General features: G+C 40.2%; 16 protein-coding genes. 3 read left to right on the top strand and 13 right to left on the bottom strand.

Going from position 1 to position 21,284, the window contains the following annotated elements; genetic code table 11:
• Positions 1–836 precede the first annotated feature (836 nt).
• From lysS to pth, 12 genes are all read right to left on the bottom strand, one after another.
• Positions 837–2,333, bottom strand: coding sequence for a lysine--tRNA ligase (gene lysS, locus JZO83_RS09330; protein WP_206853274.1), 1,497 nt, complete (start codon positions 2,331–2,333; stop codon positions 837–839).
• A 115-nt stretch (positions 2,334–2,448) separates the two neighbouring features.
• Positions 2,449–3,447 (bottom strand): tRNA dihydrouridine synthase DusB, encoded by a 999-nt coding sequence (gene dusB / locus JZO83_RS09325; RefSeq protein WP_206853272.1) that lies wholly within the window; start codon positions 3,445–3,447, stop codon positions 2,449–2,451.
• Positions 3,448–4,335 carry an Hsp33 family molecular chaperone HslO gene (hslO, locus tag JZO83_RS09320; RefSeq protein WP_206853269.1) on the bottom strand — a complete coding sequence of 296 codons (888 nt, stop codon included), beginning with the start codon at positions 4,333–4,335 and terminating at the stop codon, positions 3,448–3,450.
• Between the two features lie 156 nt (positions 4,336–4,491).
• The gene (gene ftsH, locus JZO83_RS09315; RefSeq protein WP_207115576.1) at positions 4,492–6,582 is read right to left on the bottom strand and encodes an ATP-dependent zinc metalloprotease FtsH; all 2,091 of its coding nucleotides are present in this window, start codon (positions 6,580–6,582) and stop codon (positions 4,492–4,494) included.
• Between the two features lie 90 nt (positions 6,583–6,672).
• Positions 6,673–7,218, bottom strand: coding sequence for a hypoxanthine phosphoribosyltransferase (gene hpt, locus JZO83_RS09310; RefSeq protein WP_010734122.1), 546 nt, complete (start codon positions 7,216–7,218; stop codon positions 6,673–6,675).
• A complete protein-coding gene (gene tilS, locus JZO83_RS09305) occupies positions 7,218–8,660 on the bottom strand; it encodes a tRNA lysidine(34) synthetase TilS (RefSeq protein ID WP_207115575.1) in 1,443 nt (480 codons plus the stop codon). Before tilS ends, hpt begins: the two co-directional genes overlap by 1 nt.
• A gap of 77 nt (positions 8,661–8,737) precedes the next feature.
• Complete coding sequence (locus JZO83_RS09300; protein WP_010734120.1) at positions 8,738–9,208, bottom strand: S1 domain-containing RNA-binding protein; 471 nt, start codon at positions 9,206–9,208, stop codon at positions 8,738–8,740.
• A 45-nt stretch (positions 9,209–9,253) separates the two neighbouring features.
• A complete protein-coding gene (locus JZO83_RS09295) occupies positions 9,254–9,679 on the bottom strand; it encodes a septum formation initiator family protein (protein ID WP_206853249.1) in 426 nt (141 codons plus the stop codon).
• 63 nt (positions 9,680–9,742) lie between these two features.
• Positions 9,743–10,018, bottom strand: coding sequence for an RNA-binding S4 domain-containing protein (locus JZO83_RS09290; protein WP_206853244.1), 276 nt, complete (start codon positions 10,016–10,018; stop codon positions 9,743–9,745).
• A gap of 16 nt (positions 10,019–10,034) precedes the next feature.
• Positions 10,035–11,627 carry a polysaccharide biosynthesis protein gene (locus JZO83_RS09285; protein ID WP_207115574.1) on the bottom strand — a complete coding sequence of 531 codons (1,593 nt, stop codon included), beginning with the start codon at positions 11,625–11,627 and terminating at the stop codon, positions 10,035–10,037.
• Positions 11,628–11,642: 15 nt separating this feature from the next.
• Positions 11,643–15,164: a transcription-repair coupling factor gene (mfd, locus tag JZO83_RS09280; protein ID WP_207115573.1), complete on the bottom strand. Its 3,522-nt coding sequence runs from the start codon at positions 15,162–15,164 to the stop codon at positions 11,643–11,645.
• A 17-nt stretch (positions 15,165–15,181) separates the two neighbouring features.
• Positions 15,182–15,742 (bottom strand): aminoacyl-tRNA hydrolase, encoded by a 561-nt coding sequence (gene pth, locus JZO83_RS09275; protein WP_207115572.1) that lies wholly within the window; start codon positions 15,740–15,742, stop codon positions 15,182–15,184.
• Positions 15,743–16,089: 347 nt separating this feature from the next.
• Here pth and JZO83_RS09270 point away from each other — a divergent pair, with 347 nt between their 5' ends.
• Positions 16,090–17,064, top strand: a complete 975-nt coding sequence (locus JZO83_RS09270) for an L-lactate dehydrogenase (protein ID WP_206853280.1) — start codon at positions 16,090–16,092, stop codon at positions 17,062–17,064.
• 280 nt (positions 17,065–17,344) lie between these two features.
• Entirely contained in the window at positions 17,345–18,745 is a 1,401-nt protein-coding gene (locus JZO83_RS09265) for a L,D-transpeptidase family protein (RefSeq protein WP_062806046.1), read from the top strand.
• 48 nt (positions 18,746–18,793) lie between these two features.
• On the opposite strand, the gene JZO83_RS09260 is transcribed toward JZO83_RS09265, so the two are convergent.
• Complete coding sequence (locus tag JZO83_RS09260; protein WP_066026615.1) at positions 18,794–19,300, bottom strand: VanZ family protein; 507 nt, start codon at positions 19,298–19,300, stop codon at positions 18,794–18,796.
• Positions 19,301–19,422: 122 nt separating this feature from the next.
• Between JZO83_RS09260 and JZO83_RS09255 the strand changes: the two genes are divergently transcribed.
• A complete protein-coding gene (locus JZO83_RS09255; protein ID WP_207115571.1) occupies positions 19,423–21,222 on the top strand; it encodes a M3 family oligoendopeptidase in 1,800 nt (599 codons plus the stop codon).
• Positions 21,223–21,284 lie beyond the last annotated feature (62 nt).

Here is a 21,284-nt window from a genome sequence, read left to right as displayed (position 1 = left end):
TTGTTTGCTAGCATATTGCTTGCTTGTTAAAAATGTTTGTTGTCTTGAATTGAATCAAGACGCCCTACACATTTGGTTTGTCTTACTTTGTTCAGTTTTCAAAGGTCTACGTGATAAATGAAACACGACTGCTTCGTTTATCGTTTGTGATTGCCGTAGCAACTTTTATATCTTAGCAAACTCTCAATTGATTGTCAACTATTTTTTAAAAGTTTTTTGAACTCGTTTTTCACGAGGTCGTTTCAGCAACTCACTTATCATAACTCATCGTTTGTTATTTGTCAACAACTTTTTTTGTTTTTTTCTTTATGAAATCAACGTTTAGCTATTGCCGTTCACAAGCGACTCGGTTATCTTATCATGTGTTGAACCACACGTCAAGAACTTTTTTTATGATCATTCAGAAGTTAATCAACTTAACTTTTGAACAAATAATAATATACCAACTAAAATCTTATTGGTCAACGAATTTTTTTGTGTTTTTCCAAGTTTTTTCGTTATACGATTATTGAGTTTGCATACACTAAATATCGTTCGCTTTTACAGCGTTTAATAGATGATACAAACCTCAATCCTCTTCAATCATTCGGCATTGTAATTCTGTTTGATTATTGCAAATAGATTCCATTTTTCAATGATGACGTTTTCTTTATTTCAAAGTCATCATACGTTCAATACGAAACAATATTTTTCATTCTATTTACGGCAACTTCCGCATCGAAAAATCTACTTTCTTTAGCCTTAAAAAAATAAACCGGTGCTATCCAGAAATAAAATCATTTCTAAATAGCGCCGGTTTGTTTTCTTTCATTTGATCTTCCCTAGCTAATTACAGATTAACGCATAGTTGGGAATAGCAATACGTCACGGATCGATTGCGCATCCGTCAACAGCATTACTAGACGGTCGATTCCGATACCTAGTCCGCCGGTTGGTGGCATACCGTATTCTAACGCTTCTAAGAAGTCTTCATCTAATCCATGTGCTTCATCATTTCCAAGCTCACGTTCTTTTTCTTGTGCTTCAAAACGTTCTCTTTGGTCGATTGGATCATTCAACTCAGTAAAGGCATTCGCAAATTCTTTTCCTGTGATGAATAATTCGAAACGATCTGTAAAGCGTGGGTCTTCTGGATTTTTCTTCGCTAACGGAGAAACTTCTACTGGATGTCCATAGACAAACGTAGGTTGCACTAATGTCTCTTCCACAAATGCTTCAAAGAATTCATTAATGACGTGACCGACACCCATTGCTTCCGTCACTTCAACTTGATGTTCTTTTGCAATTGCTAGTGCTTCTTCTAATGTCATTTCTTTCCAGAAATCGACACCAGTGTGTTCTTTGATCGCATCGACCATATGCACACGTTTGAAATCACTCTCTAAGTCAACTGCTTGACCTGCGTAAGTGATTTTAGCTGTTCCTAGTACTTTTTCAGCTGCATTACGAATGATTCCTTCTGTCAAGTTCATCACATCTTGGAAATCAGTGTAGGCAGTATATGCTTCAAGCATCGTAAATTCAGGGTTGTGTGTCGTGTCGATTCCTTCATTACGGAAGACGCGGCCGATTTCATAAACTTTCTCCATGCCACCCACGATCAGACGTTTCAAATGAAGTTCTAATGCGATACGCAGATATAGATCCATGTCTAACGCATTATGATGCGTGATGAACGGACGTGCTGCTGCGCCACCAGCTTCATTGTGTAAGACTGGTGTTTCGACTTCGATATAGCCATTACCGTCTAGATAACGACGGATCTCGCTGATGATTTGACTGCGTTTCATGAAGCGGTCAAAGCTTTCTCTGTTACTTACTAAGTCTAGGTAACGTTGTCTGTATCGTTGTTCAATGTTCGTCAAGCCATGATATTTATCTGGTAATGGACGAAGTGCTTTTGATAAGATGACGATTTCAGAGGCTTTGATCGATACCTCACCTGTATCAGTTTTCATGATTTCACCAGTTACACCGAAGAAATCTCCTAAGTCGGCGTGCTTGAATACTTCATAAGCTTCGTCACCCACTCGGTCTTTACGGACGTAGATTTGGATTTGGCCTTCTCTGTCTTGGAGATGAGCAAAGCCAGCTTTTCCTTTTCCACGGCGTGTCATCATACGACCAGCAACGCTAGCTGTCAATGCCATTTCCGTTAATTCTTCTTTTGTACGTGGATCAAATAGTTCGTGCAATTCTTGTGAGTTATGCGTACGTTCAAATCGCTTACCAAATGGATCGATCCCATTCTCTCTCAATTGCTCCATTTTTTCACGACGAACAATCATTTGATCGTTTAAATCTTCTAATTGATTTTGTTGTTCCTCAGTCACAAAAGTTCCTCCATTCTCATCTTATTCTCTTCCTTATAATGCCAATGAAACGAAAAAAAAGCAAGCCGAACTTGACGTTTCGGCTTGAATTTCACAAAAAACTTAGAATGGCTTCCTATGATTGAAGCGATAATTTTTCGCTTTTTTCAACTAATTGATCCAGCAGTCCATTGATTTCATGCTGTTTTTCTGTCTTGTTGATCGCTAATTTGATTTTTGCTGCACGTGAGACACCTTTTAGATAGTAAGAAGCATGTGTGCGAAATTCACGACAAGCGATGGTTTCTCCTTTTAAATCAACTAAGCGTTCTAGATGTAGTTTTGCAGTAGCGATTTTTTCGCGTGCTGTTGGTTCAGGAATCAGTTCTCCAGTTTCCAGGTAATGTTGTGTGCGGTGGATCATCCACGGGTTCCCTAACGCAGCTCGTCCGATCATTACACCATCGGCACCCACATATTCCAACATGCGTTTTGCATCCTCTGGCGTTTTCACATCGCCATTTCCCATAAACGGGATCGTTAATTGCTTTTTGACTTCCTTCAATACTTCCCAATTGGCTTTCCCCTCATACATTTGTACGCGAGTACGACCGTGCATGGCTACTGCACCGGCACCGGCAGCTTGAGCAGCTAGTGCGTTCTCAACAGCGAAGACATGTTCCTCATCCCAGCCAATACGCATTTTCACAGTGACTGGTATATCAACGGCTGAAGCAACTGCATGAACCATTTCGTAGACTTTATCAGGGTCCAATAACCACTTCGCACCTGCTTCTGCTTTAATGATTTTATTGACTGGACATCCCATGTTGATATCAATGATGTCTGCTGTAGTATGCTTCTCAACAAACTGTGCTGCTTCTACCAATGTGTCTTTATTCCCACCAAATATTTGTAGGCTTAATGGATGTTCTGTCTCGTCGATATGGAGCATTTCCAATGTTTTTTTGTTGCGGAAATGGATGCCTTGATCACTGATCATCTCACAAACCACCATACCTGCCCCAAACTCTTTGACGGTTACACGAAAAGCAGCGTTCGTGATTCCTGCCATAGGCGCAACAACGACACGATTTGGGATTTCAACATTACCGATTTTCCATGTGTGATCCACTTAGATTCCTCCCAAGGCTTCTGCCTTCAATGATGCTAGTTCTTCTTCTGTATAGGTATATTTCTTATTGCAAAATGAGCAAACTGCTTCTGCGCCATGATCTTCATCGATCATTGCTTGGATTTCTGTTGCACCTAATGCGATGATTGCTTCACCAAATTTTTCTTTGGAACAATCACATTTGAATTGGACAGGCATTTTTTCTAGTACTTGCAGCTCGTCTGTTCCTAACAACCCTTGCAAGATTTCTTCAGGTGTCAAACCTTCATCTAAAAGTGTAGAAATACGCGGTGTTGTTTTTAATTGTTCTTCAATTTTCGCAATCGTTTCTTCATCTGCCCCTGGCATGATCTGGATCATAAATCCGCCGGCTGTTTTGATACTATCATCTGTATTAACTAATACACTCAATCCTACCGCTGATGGGATTTGTTCTGAGATTGCTAGATAGTACGTAAAATCTTCGGCTAGTTCGCCAGAAACAATCGGTGTTTGACCTGAGAAAGGTTCTTTCAATCCTAAATCTTTCGTTACACTGAACATCCCTTGTGTTCCTACTGCCCCACGTACATCGATTTTACCTTCTGCGTTTAGCGGTAAACTAAGGTGCGGATTGTTGATATAGCCTTTCACATCACCTTTACCATTCGCATCAACGACGATCCCATTCGCTGGGCCGTCTCCTTGGATACGCACGGTCAACTTATCTTCTCCTTTAACGGTAGCTCCTAGAAGCAGACTGCCGACTAATGCACGACCTAATGCTGCTGATGATGTATGCCAAGTATCATGACGTTTTTGTGCCTCTGCGACAGTATTGGTTGCACGAACGGCATATGCGCGAACAAAACCATCACTGGCTAATGCCTTGACTAAATAATCTTCCATTTGTATGTACCTCATTTCCCGATTTTAAAACTCATAGTGAATCATACTAGTAACTCCCAAATTTTTCAACTTATGAATTTGTAAAATATTTCTTAATCGTTTGTTTTAGACACAAAAAAGGAGCTATAACTTTCGTCATAGCTCCTTTCGTTAGTACTAGCGATCTTCTGGATGATTTTGTTCGTCTGTTGAAGTTGATTGATTTTCGTCATTCAATTCTTTTTCAGATTCTTCAAAATCATGTTTTTCTTCTGCTTGTTTTTCTGCATCTTTTTCTTCCAAGGCACGTTTCGCTTCTTCAAACGTTTGTGCTTCTTTTTCACTTGGGAAGTCTGCTGATTCTGCTCCTTCAGGCATGACACCTTTTTCAAAGAGAGATTTAATTGCTTTAGCATCCAATGTTTCAAATTCAAGCAGTTTTTCTGCGATCAATTTGTGTTGTGCGCGATGCGCTTCGATGATTTCATGCGCTTTTTGATGTGCTTCCATCAAGATCTTGCGCACTTCTTGGTCGATCTCAAAAGCAACTTGTTCTGAGTATGCTTTTGTTTGACCGTAATCACGACCTACGAATACTTGGTGATTTCCTTCGTATTGAACAGGTCCTAAACGATCACTCATACCGTATTCTGTGACCATGCTTCTTGCTAATGCAGTTGCTTGCTCAAAGTCATTTGATGCTCCAGTAGATTGTACGTTGAAGATGATTTCTTCTGCCGTACGTCCACCTAGCAACCCAACGATTTGTTCAAACATGTCTTCTTTGGTCATTAAGAATTGATCTTCTTTTGGCAAGGCGATCATGTATCCGCCGGCACGTCCACGTGGGATGATCGTTACTTTATGAACGACACGGGCACGACTCAAGACAAGCCCAACGATCGTATGACCTGCTTCATGGTAAGCAACCATTTCGCGTTCGCGTTTGCTGATGACACGATCTTTCTTCGCAGGACCTGCAATTACGCGATCTTCTGCTTCATCGATATCAGAAGCATCGATTTTTTTCTTGTTTCGACGAGCAGCTACTAATGCCGCTTCGTTCAAGACGTTTTCTAAATCAGCACCAGCAAAACCTGGTGTTTGTTGTGCAACGACTTTCAAATCAACATCGTCAGCAATTGGTTTGTTTCTTGCGTGAACGCGTAGAATCGCTTCACGGCCTTTCACGTCTGGACGACCTACTAAAATCTGACGGTCAAAACGTCCTGGACGAAGCAAGGCTGGATCTAATACGTCGGAACGGTTTGTCGCCGCGATCACGATCACGCCTTCGTTTCCGTCAAATCCATCCATTTCAACCAGCAATTGGTTCAATGTTTGTTCACGTTCATCGTGTCCGCCACCCATACCAGCGCCACGTTGACGTCCGACAGCATCGATCTCATCAATAAAGATGATAGCTGGAGCATTCTTTTTCGCAGTTTCGAATAAGTCACGAACTCGGCTTGCACCGACCCCGACAAACATCTCAACAAAGTCTGAACCTGAGATTGAGTAGAATGGTACGCCAGCTTCACCGGCAACAGCTTTTGCTAACAATGTTTTACCTGTTCCTGGAGGTCCTTCTAAAAGAACTCCGGCTGGGATACGCGCGCCTAATTCAATAAAGCGTCTTGGATCTTTTAGGAATTCAACGACTTCGACAAGTTCTTGTTTCTCTTCTTCAGCGCCTGCTACATCAGAGAAGCGAACTCGATTGGCTTTTTTGTCAGCTTCTTTCGCTTTGGATTTTCCAAAGTTCATGACACGGCCACCGCCGCCTCCGCCGCCACCTTGTTGTCCCATCATCATATAGAAGAAGAAGACGATGATGACGATCGGTAAGAAGCTCAATAGGAGTGATACCCATACGCCGCTGCTTGATTCTTCTTTGATCGTAGTTGCGACATTGTTGTCTTTAGCCAACTCTGTGACTTGGCTCAATGTTGTATCATTTGGCAAAATGATCGTTGTGAAGTGAGTAGTCGATGTTTCGGTAGTACCTAGGATCGATAGCCCTCCACTATTTGCAACTGTCTGCTGCTCTTTGTATTCCCCTGAGATCTTGTACACACCATTTGCTGGTTGCACCTCAAAGTTTTTGATTTTGCCTTCTTGTAATTGTTCAGTGAATTTTGAGTACTCGATATCTGACGACCGTTGGCCATTGTTACCAAAAATAAAGTAGACGACCATTACCATCGCTAAGATTACGAGGACATAATACAAGGCATTTTTCATCATGCCATTGTTTTTTTTGTTCATAGTTGTCCTCCCTATGCGTTATTTTTACTTGATAAAACTTTTATCAATCCTGACCATACTATTGTACCATAATTTATTGGAGATAGATGATTAATTTGATTGATAAACGCTCGGTTTTAGTACACCGATATATGGAAGGTTTCGATAAGCTTCTGCATAATCCAATCCGTAACCTACAACAAACTCATTCGGTACGTTGAACCCAATATAATCCGCTTCAATATCTACGACTCTTCCTTCAGGTTTATCAAGGAGCGTCACGATTTTGACTGAGTTTGCTTTACGATATTTAAATAGATCGACTAAATAAGCCAGTGTTCTTCCGCTATCGATGATATCTTCGACGATCAATAGATCGCGGCCTTCCACATTCGTATCCAAGTCTTTCACGATTTTTACTTCACCTGATGAAACAGTTGCGTTCCCGTAACTTGAAACATCCATAAAATCCAATTCCAGGTAGGCATCGATTGAACGGATGATATCCGCCATAAACGGTACAGCACCTTTCAATACACCAACAACCAATGGATTTTTATCTTGATAATTTTCAGTTAATTCTTTTCCTAGTTCTTTACAACGAACTTGTATCTCCTCTTGCGTGATCAATACTCTCTCGATATCTTTTTCTAACATCAGGTTCTCCTTCCAATTGCTTCTTTTTGATATTTGTAAAGAAGTATGTAGTGTATTTTATCAGTTTCTACACCAATACTCAAATAAGAATGGACAAAAGGGACTAGACTCCATAGATTTCTCCCTTTATCTATAATAACCCATGAATCTGCTCGCTGAGCAACAGATATTTTTTTATCAATAAAATATCTTGATACTTTCTTGTTCAATGTCTCCGTCAATTGGATCCGATCTCCTGGTTGTCGGCGATCGATCCAGAGTTCTTGATCTGCTGGTAACCAGAGATCATGTGTGAACACTTCAACTGTTTCATCCAAACTTATGTCTGGAAGTTGATCTGGCGTATAGACCCCTAACCATTCTGATTCCCCTAATTGAATGGGGTGATTTGGGGTGATTTTCAGCGGCGTGTGATCGCTGACATTTGGTTGTGCAACCTTTTTTTCATAAAGACGAAATACTTCATAAGATCGTTCAATCACCCAGCGTTTTCCCAGATCGAACTGCCATTGTCCCGCGGATCGTTCGCATTGTCGCAATAACGTATCGATCTGTTTTTCTTTGATCGTTACTTTCGTCGTTGGAAACACATAATCAAAAAATGTGTAAAAAAAGAAATAACGTTCAAATGATGCCAGACCTTCGATCACCTGCCAAGGCATAGAAAAGCCATCCTCTTCATGCGTCAAGTGTTGCGTAATTATCTGCTGCGTACTTTTACGGATAAACTGTTCTGCCCATTGGATCTGTTGCGAAAATTTCTGGAAATGAGCCATGGCCTGTGTATTTTCTTTTTTCAATTGCGGGACGACTAAATGACGAAGACGATTGCGTTGCACGTTTAATTCTTGGTTTGTGTGGTCCTCGAAAAAAGGTAGATCTTCCGCTTCCGCATACGCATACAATTGTTCTTTACTAAATGAAAGTAAGGGTCGGATGAGTCGTCCATCGGAAAACGATTGACTTTCCTTGATTCCTGCATACGTACCAAGCTGCCCGCCGCGGATGATTTTCATCAAGACCGTCTCCATTTGATCATCTCCGTGGTGTGCCGTCATCAATGTATCGTAACTTTCTTGACGCATCAGTTGTTCAAATGTTTGATATCGAAAGGCTCTAGCTGCTGTTTCGATGCCTTGTTCAGCTGGTTGTCCCCATACTTTCAGGTGAAAAGAAAGATTTTTTTCTCGACAAAAGGTTTCAAGAAATGCTGCTTCTTGCTTTGAGACAGTCCGCAACTGATGATCGATATGAACAACCCCTAAATGAAAACCCACTTCCTTTTGGACTGCCAACAAGCAATCAAGAAGTACCATGGAATCGACACCACCGGAAACAGCAACTAAAATTCGTGCATCTTTAGACCAATATTCGCTACGTAATCCTTTTTGCATAAATGCTTGCTTGAATTGACGTACTTTTTTTGCTGCTTCGATTTCCATTGGTCTCACATCCTTTCACAAAATAAAAAGGGCGGACAAAAGTCTGTGACAATTGCCTGCCCTTCAATTTCGCTTGCTTAGCTACGGCGACCGCCACGGCCTCCGCGTTTTCCTTCTGTGTTGCGTTTTAAGGAAGTCAATCGATCATCGCTATCTTTTAAAAATGAGCTCATCAATGAATCGAAGTCTTCTTTTGTATTGGAAGGTTGGCTGCGAGAAAAAGATTTTTTCTGCGGTGCGCGTCCTCGATTATCTCGAGTTTCTTTTTGTGGATATCTCTTTTGACGATTTTCATCATTAGTTTCTACTGGTTGTTCTTGTGCTTTACGGATAGATAAACCGATTTTCCCATCATCATTGACTGTAATGACTTTGACTGTTACCTCATCACCAACGCTCAATACATCATGAATATCTTTGATATAACCGTTTGATACTTCACTGATATGAACTAATCCTGTTTTACCAGCTCCTAAATCAATAAATGCGCCAAAATTTGTGATTCCTGAAACTTTTCCTTGCAGTTTTGCTCCTACCTCGATTGACATAAAAAAAATGTTCCTCCTAATTATTTCCCTTTTTTATATTACTGCTTATTGGGCAGTTGTTGAACTCGTTGTTTGTTCATCGTTATCTGCTGAATTATCAGTCGTAGATTCAAGGATCGGGTAAACTTGCTCTCCCTCTTTTGAATAGAAATATTTGCTTCTAGCAAGTTTCGCTACGTAATCTTCGTCTTTAAGCAATTTGACGTCTTCTGTGAGTTGATCCACATCTTTGTTGATTTGTCGTAACTCTGTATCCGCCTCGACTTTTAATTCGTTCAAATGATTCATTCGTTGCATATCATTGAAAATTTGGAAACCTATTACAGCGAAAATGACCAAAGCACCTAAAAAGATGGCTGCTAACCTGCGTCTACGAAAAATCAATTGGCGTTGTTGCTGTTGGAATTCGACATATTTTTTCTTTGCATACTCTGTGTCTAATGCAGCGATTTTATTGCTTTTGTTTGCCACCTGTATTCGCTCCAATCTTTTTTGCTTGTCATTCTTTATTATACCAACATCATGAATGCTTGTCTAATCAATTTCGCTTGAGTTTTGTACTCGTGTTTCTGATAAGACTTCATACATTTTTTGTGCGTCTTCTTTTTTGGTTGACTCATGTAACTCTGCTACTTTGATTTCCATCGTTTTGTTGCCGAATTGGATGTCTAACTGGTCACCGACCTTGACATCACTGGAAGATTTCGCTAATTTCCCATTGATTTTGATTCTTCCTTTATCTGCCACTTCCTTAGCGACAGATCGACGCTTAATGATTCGCGAGATTTTTAAAAATTTATCTAGTCGCATCTCATGTCCTCACTTTTTATTTTTTATTTTTTTTAAAACGTAAGATTTTCTTACCAAATGGTAGTAATAACCATTCGCGGATCGTAAATAATTTTGTCCAGATCACCGCATACACAAATGTGACGACGCCAACCCCTACGCCACCTAGGCTGGCAAAAAGAGCGGTCGAGCGATGGCTGACTGGCCCAAATAATAAGTTTAAGAAGCCATAATACAAAAACAACGCTAGAACCATACAGCCTAGACATTGGAGCAATTTTTTACCAAATTTTCGCTCCCGCCAAAAACTATTGATCGCTGAGGTTTCTGTATGGACAAAATACCATAAAGTCACTGCCAGTCCAAGCAGTGTGGATAAGCTGGCACCGACTGTTCCTAAGTAACTCGTAAGAAGCGGTGTTGCTAACGCCTTAGCCAGCAAGCCCCAGCCCGCCCCCTTTAGTGAGGGTCGGAAAGAGTTTTTACTTTGAGCAATGCTTTGATACGATTGGATGATCGCAGTCAAGCCAATCGAAAAAACAAACAGCACTAGTGTTGTATTTCCAGCATAATCTTTAAACAACGCGTAATTGATATAAGGTAGTAGTACCGCTAAACCAACGGAAGCTGCTAATGCTAGCGCCGTTGTCAAACGCAAGTAAATTTTTGCAGTCGAGTAGAATTGACTTTTGACTGTACTCGTTAGATACCGTGTCAGTGCAGGTAAGAACGTGGCACTTAAAGCTGTAGCAATGACTAGTCCTAATTGAACTAATGGTTGCCCACGATCGTATACTCCTTTAGCTATTTTAGATGCTTGTTCGGATAAACCATAGATTTGTAAAGCATTCTTAACAAAAAAAGAATCAATCAATTGGAAGAAGATCAATAAACCACTATAAATGGATACTAATCCTCCTTCAATCAGGAAGCGTCGAATAAGTGGTTTTGCTGGCTTTTTGAAAATTGGAAAATGCCCAAAGCTCAATGCACCACCATGGATTTTTTGCTCATAATAATACAATATACCATACGCACATACACCACCAAAAACTGCGCCACTCATCGCTGCTGTCCCTGTTTGATAGACTGTCCAACCGAATCGTTTAAAGGCGATCGCACTAAAAACGATGATTGCTACACGAACCAGTTGTTCAACGACTTGCGAGACTGCCGTTGGTTCCATTAAAAACCGACCTTGGAAATTCCCACGGTAATACGACAGCCCTGGCATCAACAGGAATGTGAACGAAACGATCCGAATCAATGGCATCAATTGTTGGTCGCCCATCATGATGGCGATCCAATGGCTAAACGAAAAGACGAAGAGCCAGAGTAAAAAGCCTGACCAAAAGACAAGAGGATAAAGATTTTTCAATGCTTGTTTTTGTTCGAAAGGGTCTTTTTTTTCTGCTACATATTTAGAGATGAACTGAGGCAAGCCTGACAAAGCTAATGTCATCGCAATACCATAAATGGGATAGACTTGTTGATAGACATAAAACCCTTCATCCCCCACTAAGTTTTGCAATGGAATCCGATACAGTGCGCTGAGGACTTTTGCTATAAAGGAAGCAAGCGTCAACACAAAAGCACCATGCATCACTTGACGCATTTCTTTATGATCCAAAGGTCCAGCCCCTTCCTATGCAGTCGCATATTTCTGTTCGCGTAACGCCTTGACGAACTGTTGGATTTCCTGCAACCAAACAGCTGTCGTTGTTTGCGGTGGTAAAGTCAAACGAATCATCATTTGTTCTTTCTCCACGCCAAGTCCTGCTTTTAGTTTTGTGGCAGTCAACGCTTCGAATAATTGTTCAACCGTATAGCGTTTAGTCCCGACTTTACTCAACTTGAACACGATCGTTTGTTGTTGCTTACGGATCATCTCTAGTAAGGCACGATCCCCATCCATCTTGATCTGACCGATCGTCAACAAATGCGCAACTTCTTCCGGATATTCCCCAAAACGATCGAGTAGATCTTCTTCTAGCTCATCCAACATCTCTTGTGAATCCAGCTCGCGAATCCGTTTATAGATTTCGATTTTTTGTCGTTGATCTGAAACATAACTTTCTGGTAGATAGGCATCCACACCAAGATCGATCTCAACAGAGGTTTTTTCCGTTTGTTGGTTTTTCCCTTGTTTTCGAGCAACTGCTTCGCTCAACATTTGAGAATACATATCGAAACCAACCGCGTCGATAAAGCCATGTTGTTGCGCACCTAACAAGTTTCCTGCGCCACGGATCGATAAATCCCGCATCGCGATTTTAAATCCTGAACCCAATTCCGTAAAGTCTTTGATTGCTTGAAGACGCTTTTCACTGACTTCATTAAGGATTTTTTGCTGTTCGTACATAAAATAAGCATAAGCGACACGATTGCTTCGTCCGACACGTCCTCGTAATTGGTAAAGCGTAGATAGTCCCATATAATCGGCATTTTCTACGAAGAGTGTGTTTGCATTCGGGATATCCACTCCAGTTTCGATGATCGTCGTCGTCACTAAGACATCATACTGTCCTTCGATAAAGTCGAATAGTGTGTTTTCCAGTTGGACTTCCGTCATCTGTCCATGGGCATAAGCGATTCTCGCTTCTGGAACTAATGCTTGAATTTCTTCTACTTTACGCTCAATCGTTTCTACACGATTATATAAGTAGAAAACTTGTCCTCCACGTCCCATCTCTCGCTGAATCGCTTCTCGGATCGCACCTGGATTTTTTTCCATCACATATGTTTGGATCGGATACCGATTCGCCGGTGGCGTTTCAATCACTGATAGATCCCGTACGCCTAGCATCGACATATGCAGCGTTCGTGGAATAGGTGTCGCTGTCAAAGTCAGCACATCCACTTGCGCACGCAATTGTTTCAAACGTTCTTTGTGTTTTACACCGAAACGTTGTTCTTCATCAACGATCAATAGACCTAAATCACTAAATTCAATATCTTTTGACAATACACGATGAGTACCCACAACAATATCTAGTTGTCCTGTGCGTAATTCTTCGATTGTTTCTTTTTGTTGTTTCTTTGTTCGGAAACGACTCAGCAAACCAACATTCACTGGGAATCCCTCAAAACGTTCCAACATCGTTTCGTAATGTTGCTGTGCCAAGATCGTTGTTGGTACAAGAAAGGCTACTTGTTTGCTTTCTTTGACTGCTTTAAAAGCCGCCCGTAACGCTACTTCGGTTTTCCCGTAACCAACATCCCCCACTAACAAGCGGTCCATTGGTTTTTCTTTTTCCATATCTCGTTTGATTTCTGCTGCGCTTCGTAATTGATCGTCTGTTTCCGAATATGGAAAAGCATTCTCAAATTCTTTTTGGTAAGAGTCATCAGGGCCATATGCGTAGCCTTTCTCTGCTTCTCTGACCGCATACAGCTGAATCAAATCATCCGCAATATCCTCGATTTTTGAGGAGATCTTTCGTTTCGTTTTCGTCCATTCACTACCACCCAGTTTATTGATTCGTGGTGTTTTGGATTCCGATGCCACATATTTTTGGATCAAATTCAGCTGAGTGACAGGGATGAAGAGCTTATCATCGTTTTGGTAAATGATCGTCATATAGTCTTGGTGGACCCCATCGACTTCTAGTGTTTCCATGCCGATATATTTCCCGATCCCATGATTTGCATGGACGACATAGTCTCCAGCTTTTAGCTCATTATAGCTTTTTAGACGTTCTGCATTCGTCACCGTTTGCCGGCGGGTCTGTTTTTTCGTCGTCTTTTGGAAGATTTCTTTCTCAGTGATCGTGACGATTTTTTCTTGTGGTAGCTCAAAACCTGTCATCAATGCGCCTTCAACTAACTGGACTTGTCCTTTGATCAGTTGATCCGCTTCTGTTTCTACGACCAATATGTCTTCATCGCGCAACATTTGCTCTGCTTTTCGGATACGCTCTTTGGTCGGAATGAAAATAACTACCGTTTGCTCTTGTTTGCGCCAACGATCCATTTCCGTTTTCAGCAACGGCATCTGTCCAAAGAATTGTTGCATCGTACGGTATTGGAACTGATAAAGTGCTTGGAACCTTAGATTGCCCATCCCTTTTTGGAATAGAGAGAAGAAAGTAGTCGCAAATTTTTCTTTTTGGATGATCCCATGCACATCTGCCACAAATTGTTGTTCAGAAAACACACGTAACTCACTGAGTTTTTGTGTGTGCCATTCCGCTGCTTCTCTTTCCATCTCGCGATTCGTTTCCATGATCCGTTGGTAATCGTCCACGATCAGCAAGCTGTCTTGTGGAAAATAATCCAAAATCGACAACTGTTCCGAATACAAAAGATCCGCATAGAACTTCGCTTCATCTGTTGGGATATTTCTTTGCCATTCTGAGAGCAACTGTCCGAAATAATCGTGTAAAAATTGTCGTTCAGTAGGTTCTGAGGTCGTTGCTAGTTTCTTTTCTAAGAGGTTCTCGATTTTTTTGATGCCATCAAGTAGATTTTCTTGCGAATACACTTGCTCGCTCGTTGGCGGCAACCAAACTTCTTCGATCTTTTCAATCGATCGTTGCGTATCTGCTTCGAAGTATCTCATGGAATCAATTTCGACATCAAACAGTTCCACACGAACTGGGTATTCAAAGGTCAACGGATAAATATCGATGATACTTCCGCGCATACTAAATTCTCCAGGTTTTGCGACCATCTCTGTTCGCTCATATCCCATCAAAACGAGTTGTTGTGGTAACGATTCTACAGCGATCTCTTTGCCAATTTGCCAATGTAATTGAGCATTTTTCCATGTTTCTTTATCAGGAAGACGCTTGTGTAACGCTGCCACTGGGAGAAGATAGATCCCTGGCTCGTTTTGTTGCAAGCGATTCAATGTCGCCACACGTTCCGCTCGAGCTTCTGGAGAAGAAAAGGCCATTTCTGCGGACAAAACTTCATCTACTGGAAATTGGTGAATGCTTTCTGCCGGCAAGACATGTTGTAGATCCTCAGCCAATTGGTTGACATAATATAAATTAGGCATCAGGATAATCAAATTTTTGTTCAATTTTTTAAACGCATGTGCAAACAACAGTGTTTTAGCCGACCCAGCTAAACCGGTGATCAGCTGTCTGGACATTCGTTGTTCAAGATTCATGGACCATTCAGCCACTTGTGAATCTTTGCCAATCAGTTGGATCATATCCATCTGTTCATTCTCCTTTCTTAATTAAATTTGTTCATCGTATCAATAAAGGAATGGCCGTCCAATAGAAATTCAACAGCAGCAACCGATTGATCAATACTTTGCTCGATCAGCGGCTGCGTTTCTTTACTGAAAGGACTAAGAACATGTTGGATCACTGTCTTTTTGCCTTCAGGTCTGCCAATGCCGACTTTTATTCGGTCAAAGACGGTACTATTCAAATGAGAAATGATACTCTTGATCCCATTGTGGCCTCCTGCACTTCCTTTTTGTCGCAAGCGAATTTTACCGATTGCTAAATCTAAATCATCATAGACGACCACCAGTTCTTCTGGGTAGATCCCAAAGTAAGTCATCAACGGACCGACTGATCGGCCTGATTCATTCATAAACGTTTGCGGTTTAACTAATAAGATTTTTTCTCCGTCATGGAAAAATTCAGCTACTTCTGCTTCAAATGTGTTTTTCTTAAAGGTCGCTTGGTGTTTTCCAGCCAAACGATCCACCACCATAAATCCCACATTATGTTTGGTTTGTTCATATTTTGTGCCCGGGTTTCCAAGCCCTACGATCATTTTCATTTTTACGCTCATCCAATCTTATAAACAGCACAAAAGGCTGGACTGCTCGTAGGCGGTCCAGTCTTTGACTCGATTTTTTTTATTATTCTAGCTCTTATTAGTATAACACACAATCCTTTGTTACAGCTAAAAAGAGAAACTTAATAAATGAAAAAACGATTAAATTTATAATCCAAAACTAATGAAATCATTGGTTTTGCTGAATAGTGAAATAACGCACATGTAAGCTTTTACATATGATACAACCTTGTTATCTGTTATATTTTATAACCAAATAGCGTGACAGAGAGCTTTATACATGTTAGCATAGGCATGGGAAAAACAAATCAATGGAAGGATTGATACAAATGGTTGCAAATACAGAAAAAAAAGATCATCAAAAAGTTATTCTTGTCGGAGACGGTGCTGTAGGTTCTAGCTATGCTTTCGCTTTAGTGACACAAAACATCGCTCAAGAAGTAGGGATCATTGATATAAATACTGCAAAAACTGAAGGAGATGCCATTGACTTATCACATGCTTTAGCATTTACTTCACCTAAAAAAATCTATTCTGCATCTTATGCAGATGCACATGATGCAGATTTAGTCGTTATTACAGCTGGTGCACCACAAAAACCAGGTGAAACACGTTTAGATCTAGTAAATAAAAACTTAAAAATCAACCGCGAAGTTGTTACACAGATCGTTGACTCAGGTTTTAACGGTATCTTCTTAGTCGCTGCTAACCCAGTTGATATTTTAACTTACTCTACTTGGAAATTCTCAGGTTTCCCTAAAGAGCGCGTAATCGGTTCAGGAACTTCACTTGACTCTGCTCGTTTCCGTCAAGCACTTGCTGAATTAGTTGATGTGGATGCACGTAACGTCCATGCGTATATTTTAGGTGAACATGGTGATTCTGAATTCCCAGTATGGTCACATGCCAACGTTGCTGGTCTACAAATCTATGAATGGGTTAAAAATAATCCAGACGTTGATGAAGAAGCAATGGTTAACTTATTCTTTGGTGTACGTGATGCTGCGTATACGATCATCGAGAAAAAAGGCGCAACATTCTACGGTATCGCTGTTGCATTAGCACGTATCACTCGCGCAATCTTAGATGATGAAAATGCCGTTCTTCCATTATCTGTTTACATGAATGGCGAATACGGTCTAAACGATATCTATATCGGCGCACCAGCAGTTATCAACCGTCAAGGTATCCAAAAAGTTATCGAAATTCCATTAAGCGATAGTGAACAAGATCGTATGGCTGCGTCAGCAAAACAATTAAAAGACATCTTAGATGAAGCTTTTGCTGCATTAGACGCAGAATAATCCAAAACAATTTGAACGTCCGTTGACTCGTAAAACCGAATAAACGACGTTTTAACAACTGACCTTCGCAGGAGATCCTGAAAATTGACCTTCCATTTTCTAGGATCTCCTGTTTTTTTTATACGATTTTCCATAGCAAAATCACGTCTAACTAATGTTATTTTTCCGTGCAGTATGTTAATTTTTGTATAAAGAGGGACATCATTTCGTCTTTTACTGTAAATTATGCTATGATAGAGTCGTTACACCCTATAACTATTATTATTAAGGAGTTGCAGATATGACAAGATCTTCTCATCGAAAAAAATCAATGCGTATTGGTTTGCTTTCTGTTCTCGGTGTGATTCTAGTATTAATCGGCTTTTACACCTATCGTAGTACATATTACACGAATCGTTTTCTTCCTAAAACGGAAGTCAATTCGATCAATGTAAGTAACCTGACTATCGACCAAGCAAATGACAAGCTAAAAGAAGCTTATTCCAATAAGACGATTTCAATCAAAGAAAACGGAACGGTTTGGAAAGAGATTGCAAAGTCCGATCTTGGTTATAAAAAGGATTTTTCAACTGATCTAGCTTCCATCTTGAAAAACCAAAATGCTTGGACTTGGGGAATGAACTATGTAGCTGCGGCCGAAAAACAAGAAATCGATCCACTAAGTGCGGAACGGGAACAACTGGATCAAACGATCGAGACATTGTCTACGGAATTGACTGAATTGAATAAAGACCGTACGCCTACTGCCGATGCAACGATTGAAAAGTCTGGTGACTCATTTAAAATCAAGCCTGAAGTGAAAGGGAACACGGTCGATGTCGAAGCCGTTACGAAGGAATTGACAACTGTTGTCAATGATGGAAAAGATACAATTGATCTGACTGAGTTCCAAAAAGAACCAACGGTCACATCTACAGATAAAAAGTTGACTGAGCAGTTAACGACAATGAATAATATCGCTAAAGTAAAAGGAACTTACAGTATCAATGGTGAAACAGTTACGATCCCTTCTTCACTCATCGTTGAATGGCTCACCTATGAAGATGGAAAACCTGCGCTTGATTCAGAAAAAGTTCGTCAATATGTTAGTGAACTTGGCGAAAAATACAATACAAGTACGAATGATACTAAATTCAAAAGTACCAAACGTGGCGAAGTAACTGTTCCTGCTGGCACGTTCAGTTGGACGATCCAAACAGATAGCGAAGTAACAGCATTAACAGAAGCGATTTTAGCAGGACAAGATTTCACACGTTCACCAATTGTTCAAGGTAGTACAACTGCCGACCACCCATTGATTGAGGATACGTATATCGAAGTCGATTTAGAGAATCAACATATGTGGTTCTACAAAGATGGGAAAGTAGCACTTGAAACAGATATCGTTTCAGGAAAACCTTCTACCCCTACTCCTCCTGGTGTCTTTTATGTCTGGAATAAAGAAGAAAATGCAGTATTAAGAGGAACGAACGATGATGGTACACCATATGAAAGTCCAGTGAACTATTGGATGCCAGTCGATTGGACAGGTATCGGTATCCACGATTCGGATTGGCAACCAGAATATGGCGGCGACTTATGGCGAACTCGCGGTTCTCATGGTTGTGTCAATACGCCACCAGGTGTCATGAAAGAATTATTTGGAATGGTTGAAAAAGGTACGCCTGTTTTGATTTTTTAATCGTAACTACTAGAGCACAGTTGCAGACACGCAACTGTGCTCTCTTTTTTACTTTCTCTTCTTTATAAAAGTAAATAAAATACATATAACAACTGCAGTCAATGCCCCCATCGAATCAAGCATGACATCTTGGAACATTGGTGAACGATCGCCTGTCAACATTTGATGGAACTCATCTAGACCGGCGTATCCTGTCGCAGATAACCAAGCAAGAACCCCCGTTAACCACCAGATTTTCATTTTCGGGAATACACCTAGATACAGACTACCTCCTAATAGAAAATAGGTACCAAAATGGGCGCCTTTTCTTAAAAAGAATTCAATGAATTTGCTGTATCCAGAATGGTCGATACTGATAACACTTTCTCCATAAGTAAACTGGATACCTGATAATGCTTCTTTAAAGGGTTGGTTTGGGAACCACGCATCAATTCTTGAAAGTTGCGATTGTTGTCCATAGGTTTGCGAGGAGCTATAAAATAAAATAGCCATGATCATTAATGCAAACACTAAATAAAAATTTCCATTTTTTCTTTGTTTTTTTAAAAACTCCATAAGTCACCTCTTCTTTCTATGATAGCTTTTTTTTCATAAAACAACAATAATTTCTCCAAGACTTATTCCTTCTTTAAATGCTATACTAGAGATAGTACCATAAATATGAGAGGGGTTTTTTGATGAATTATTCGCTTAACTGGGATTTAGATTCTATCTTTCCTGGAGGAAGTGCTTCAACTGAATTAAATGAACGTTTGGCTCAATTAGAACGACAAATAGAAACATATTACGAACAAATCAATCAATGGTCATTTTCATCCGAAGATATCGATTCTCTTGTGACGATTTTGGCACTTCAAGAAAAAGTAACCAATGGCTTCAGCCAATGTAATAGTTATATTACTGCTTTATTATCTGCTAATGTAAAAGATTCCGATGCAAAGATTTTGTCTGGTAAACTCTATGCTTCATTACCACGTTGGCAAGCAGCAGATACGATCTTATCGAAAAAATTTGCAGAAATATCTGACAATGAATGGACACACTTGATTGCTCAAGATCAATTAGCTCCGATTGCTTTTCGCATGAACGAAATTCGTCGCGATGGCGCACGCTTGTTATCTGAAAACGAGGAGCACATTATCAATACATTATCTTTGGATGGTTTGAATGCCTGGAGTAGTCATTATGATACGATTGTCGCTAGCGTGACTGTACCATTTGAACAAGAGGGAGAAATCATTGAATTATCTGCTGGTCAAGCATTCAATAAAATGATGGGTGATCCTGATCCAGAAGTCCGCAAACAATTATTTATAGCTTGGGAAACTGCTTGGCAAGAAAAAGCACCTTTATTTACAGACACTTTGAATCATTTAGATGGGTTCCGTCTATCCACCTATAAACTACACGGTACAACAGATTTCTTACAAAAGCCTTTAGAATATAATCGCTTGAAAAAAGAAACATTAGATATAATGTGGAAGACGATCCAAAAAAATAAACAACCCCTTGTCGATTACTTAACAAGAAAAGCCAATCTTTTCGGTAAAGAAAAAATGGAATGGCAAGACCAAGATGCACCGATCATTCTAGGTGATATGAAAGAAAAAACCTTTACCTTTGATGAAGCGGCAGCATTTATCATTGAGAATTTCAATAAATTCAGTCCTAAAATGGCTGAATTTGCTCAAGACGCTTTTAACAAAAGTTGGATTGAAGCAGAGGATCGTCCTGGCAAACGACCTGGTGGTTACTGCACCGAATTGCCTGAAACACAAGAATCTAGAATCTTCATGACTTATAGTAATTCAGTCAACGAAGTCGCTACTTTAGCCCATGAGTTAGGTCACGCTTTCCATAGTAGTACGATGTGGGATCTTCCAGCGTTGAATCGTGAATACGCGATGAATGTTGCTGAAACAGCAAGTACATTTGCAGAATTGATCGTAGCTGATGCAACACTTAAAGCGGCATCAACAAAAGAAGAAAAAATCAATTTGTTGGATACTAAACTACAAAATGCTCTGGCTATGTTCATGAATATCCATTCTCGTTTTATCTTTGAAAATCAATTCTATACTGCTCGACAAAAAGGACTAGTCGCAGAACAAGAGATCACTGATATGATGATCGAAGCGCAAAAAGAAGGATATGCAAATGCATTATCTACTTATCATCCTTATTTCTGGGCAGCAAAACTACATTTCTTTATTGATGATGTACCGTTTTATAATTTCCCTTATACCTTTGGTTACCTGTTCAGTTTAGGTATTTACGCCTATGCTAACGAGCAAGGTTCAAGTTTTGAACAAGAGTATATCGACTTACTACGCGATACTGCTTCGATGACAACGGAAGAATTGGCTCAAAAACACTTAGGTGTAGACTTAACGAAACCAGATTTTTGGCAAGCAGGTATCAACATGGTCTTAGAAGATATCCAAAACTTCATGGAATTGACGGAAGAATTTATTTGATCATGCTTTCTAAGCAAGAAAATTTTAAAGGATCGAACAGACAGTTACCAAAAACTGTTTGT

The sequence above is a fragment of the Enterococcus sp. DIV1298c genome, from assembly GCF_017316315.1.
GTDB classification, from domain to species: domain Bacteria; phylum Bacillota; class Bacilli; order Lactobacillales; family Enterococcaceae; genus Enterococcus_B; species Enterococcus_B mangumiae.
The sequence above is the reverse complement of the archived record's forward strand: the minus strand, read 5'-3'. Positions and strand labels throughout refer to the sequence as shown.

What these genes read in the sequence shown, in the direction of transcription:
- JZO83_RS09255 (WP_207115571.1), top strand. Translation starts at nt 19,423, where the DNA reads ATGAATTATTCGCTTAACTGGGATTTAGATTCTATCTTTCCTGGAGGA.
- pth (WP_207115572.1), bottom strand. Translation starts at nt 15,742, where the DNA reads ATGAAAATGATCGTAGGGCTTGGAAACCCGGGCACAAAATATGAACAA.
- hpt (WP_010734122.1), bottom strand. Translation starts at nt 7,218, where the DNA reads ATGTTAGAAAAAGATATCGAGAGAGTATTGATCACGCAAGAGGAGATA.
- JZO83_RS09270 (WP_206853280.1), top strand. Translation starts at nt 16,090, where the DNA reads ATGGTTGCAAATACAGAAAAAAAAGATCATCAAAAAGTTATTCTTGTC.
- ftsH (WP_207115576.1), bottom strand. Translation starts at nt 6,582, where the DNA reads ATGAACAAAAAAAACAATGGCATGATGAAAAATGCCTTGTATTATGTC.
- hslO (WP_206853269.1), bottom strand. Translation starts at nt 4,335, where the DNA reads ATGGAAGATTATTTAGTCAAGGCATTAGCCAGTGATGGTTTTGTTCGC.
- mfd (WP_207115573.1), bottom strand. Translation starts at nt 15,164, where the DNA reads ATGGATATGATCCAACTGATTGGCAAAGATTCACAAGTGGCTGAATGG.
- tilS (WP_207115575.1), bottom strand. Translation starts at nt 8,660, where the DNA reads ATGGAAATCGAAGCAGCAAAAAAAGTACGTCAATTCAAGCAAGCATTT.
- JZO83_RS09265 (WP_062806046.1), top strand. Translation starts at nt 17,345, where the DNA reads ATGACAAGATCTTCTCATCGAAAAAAATCAATGCGTATTGGTTTGCTT.
- JZO83_RS09260 (WP_066026615.1), bottom strand. Translation starts at nt 19,300, where the DNA reads ATGGAGTTTTTAAAAAAACAAAGAAAAAATGGAAATTTTTATTTAGTG.
- JZO83_RS09290 (WP_206853244.1), bottom strand. Translation starts at nt 10,018, where the DNA reads ATGCGACTAGATAAATTTTTAAAAATCTCGCGAATCATTAAGCGTCGA.
- JZO83_RS09300 (WP_010734120.1), bottom strand. Translation starts at nt 9,208, where the DNA reads ATGTCAATCGAGGTAGGAGCAAAACTGCAAGGAAAAGTTTCAGGAATC.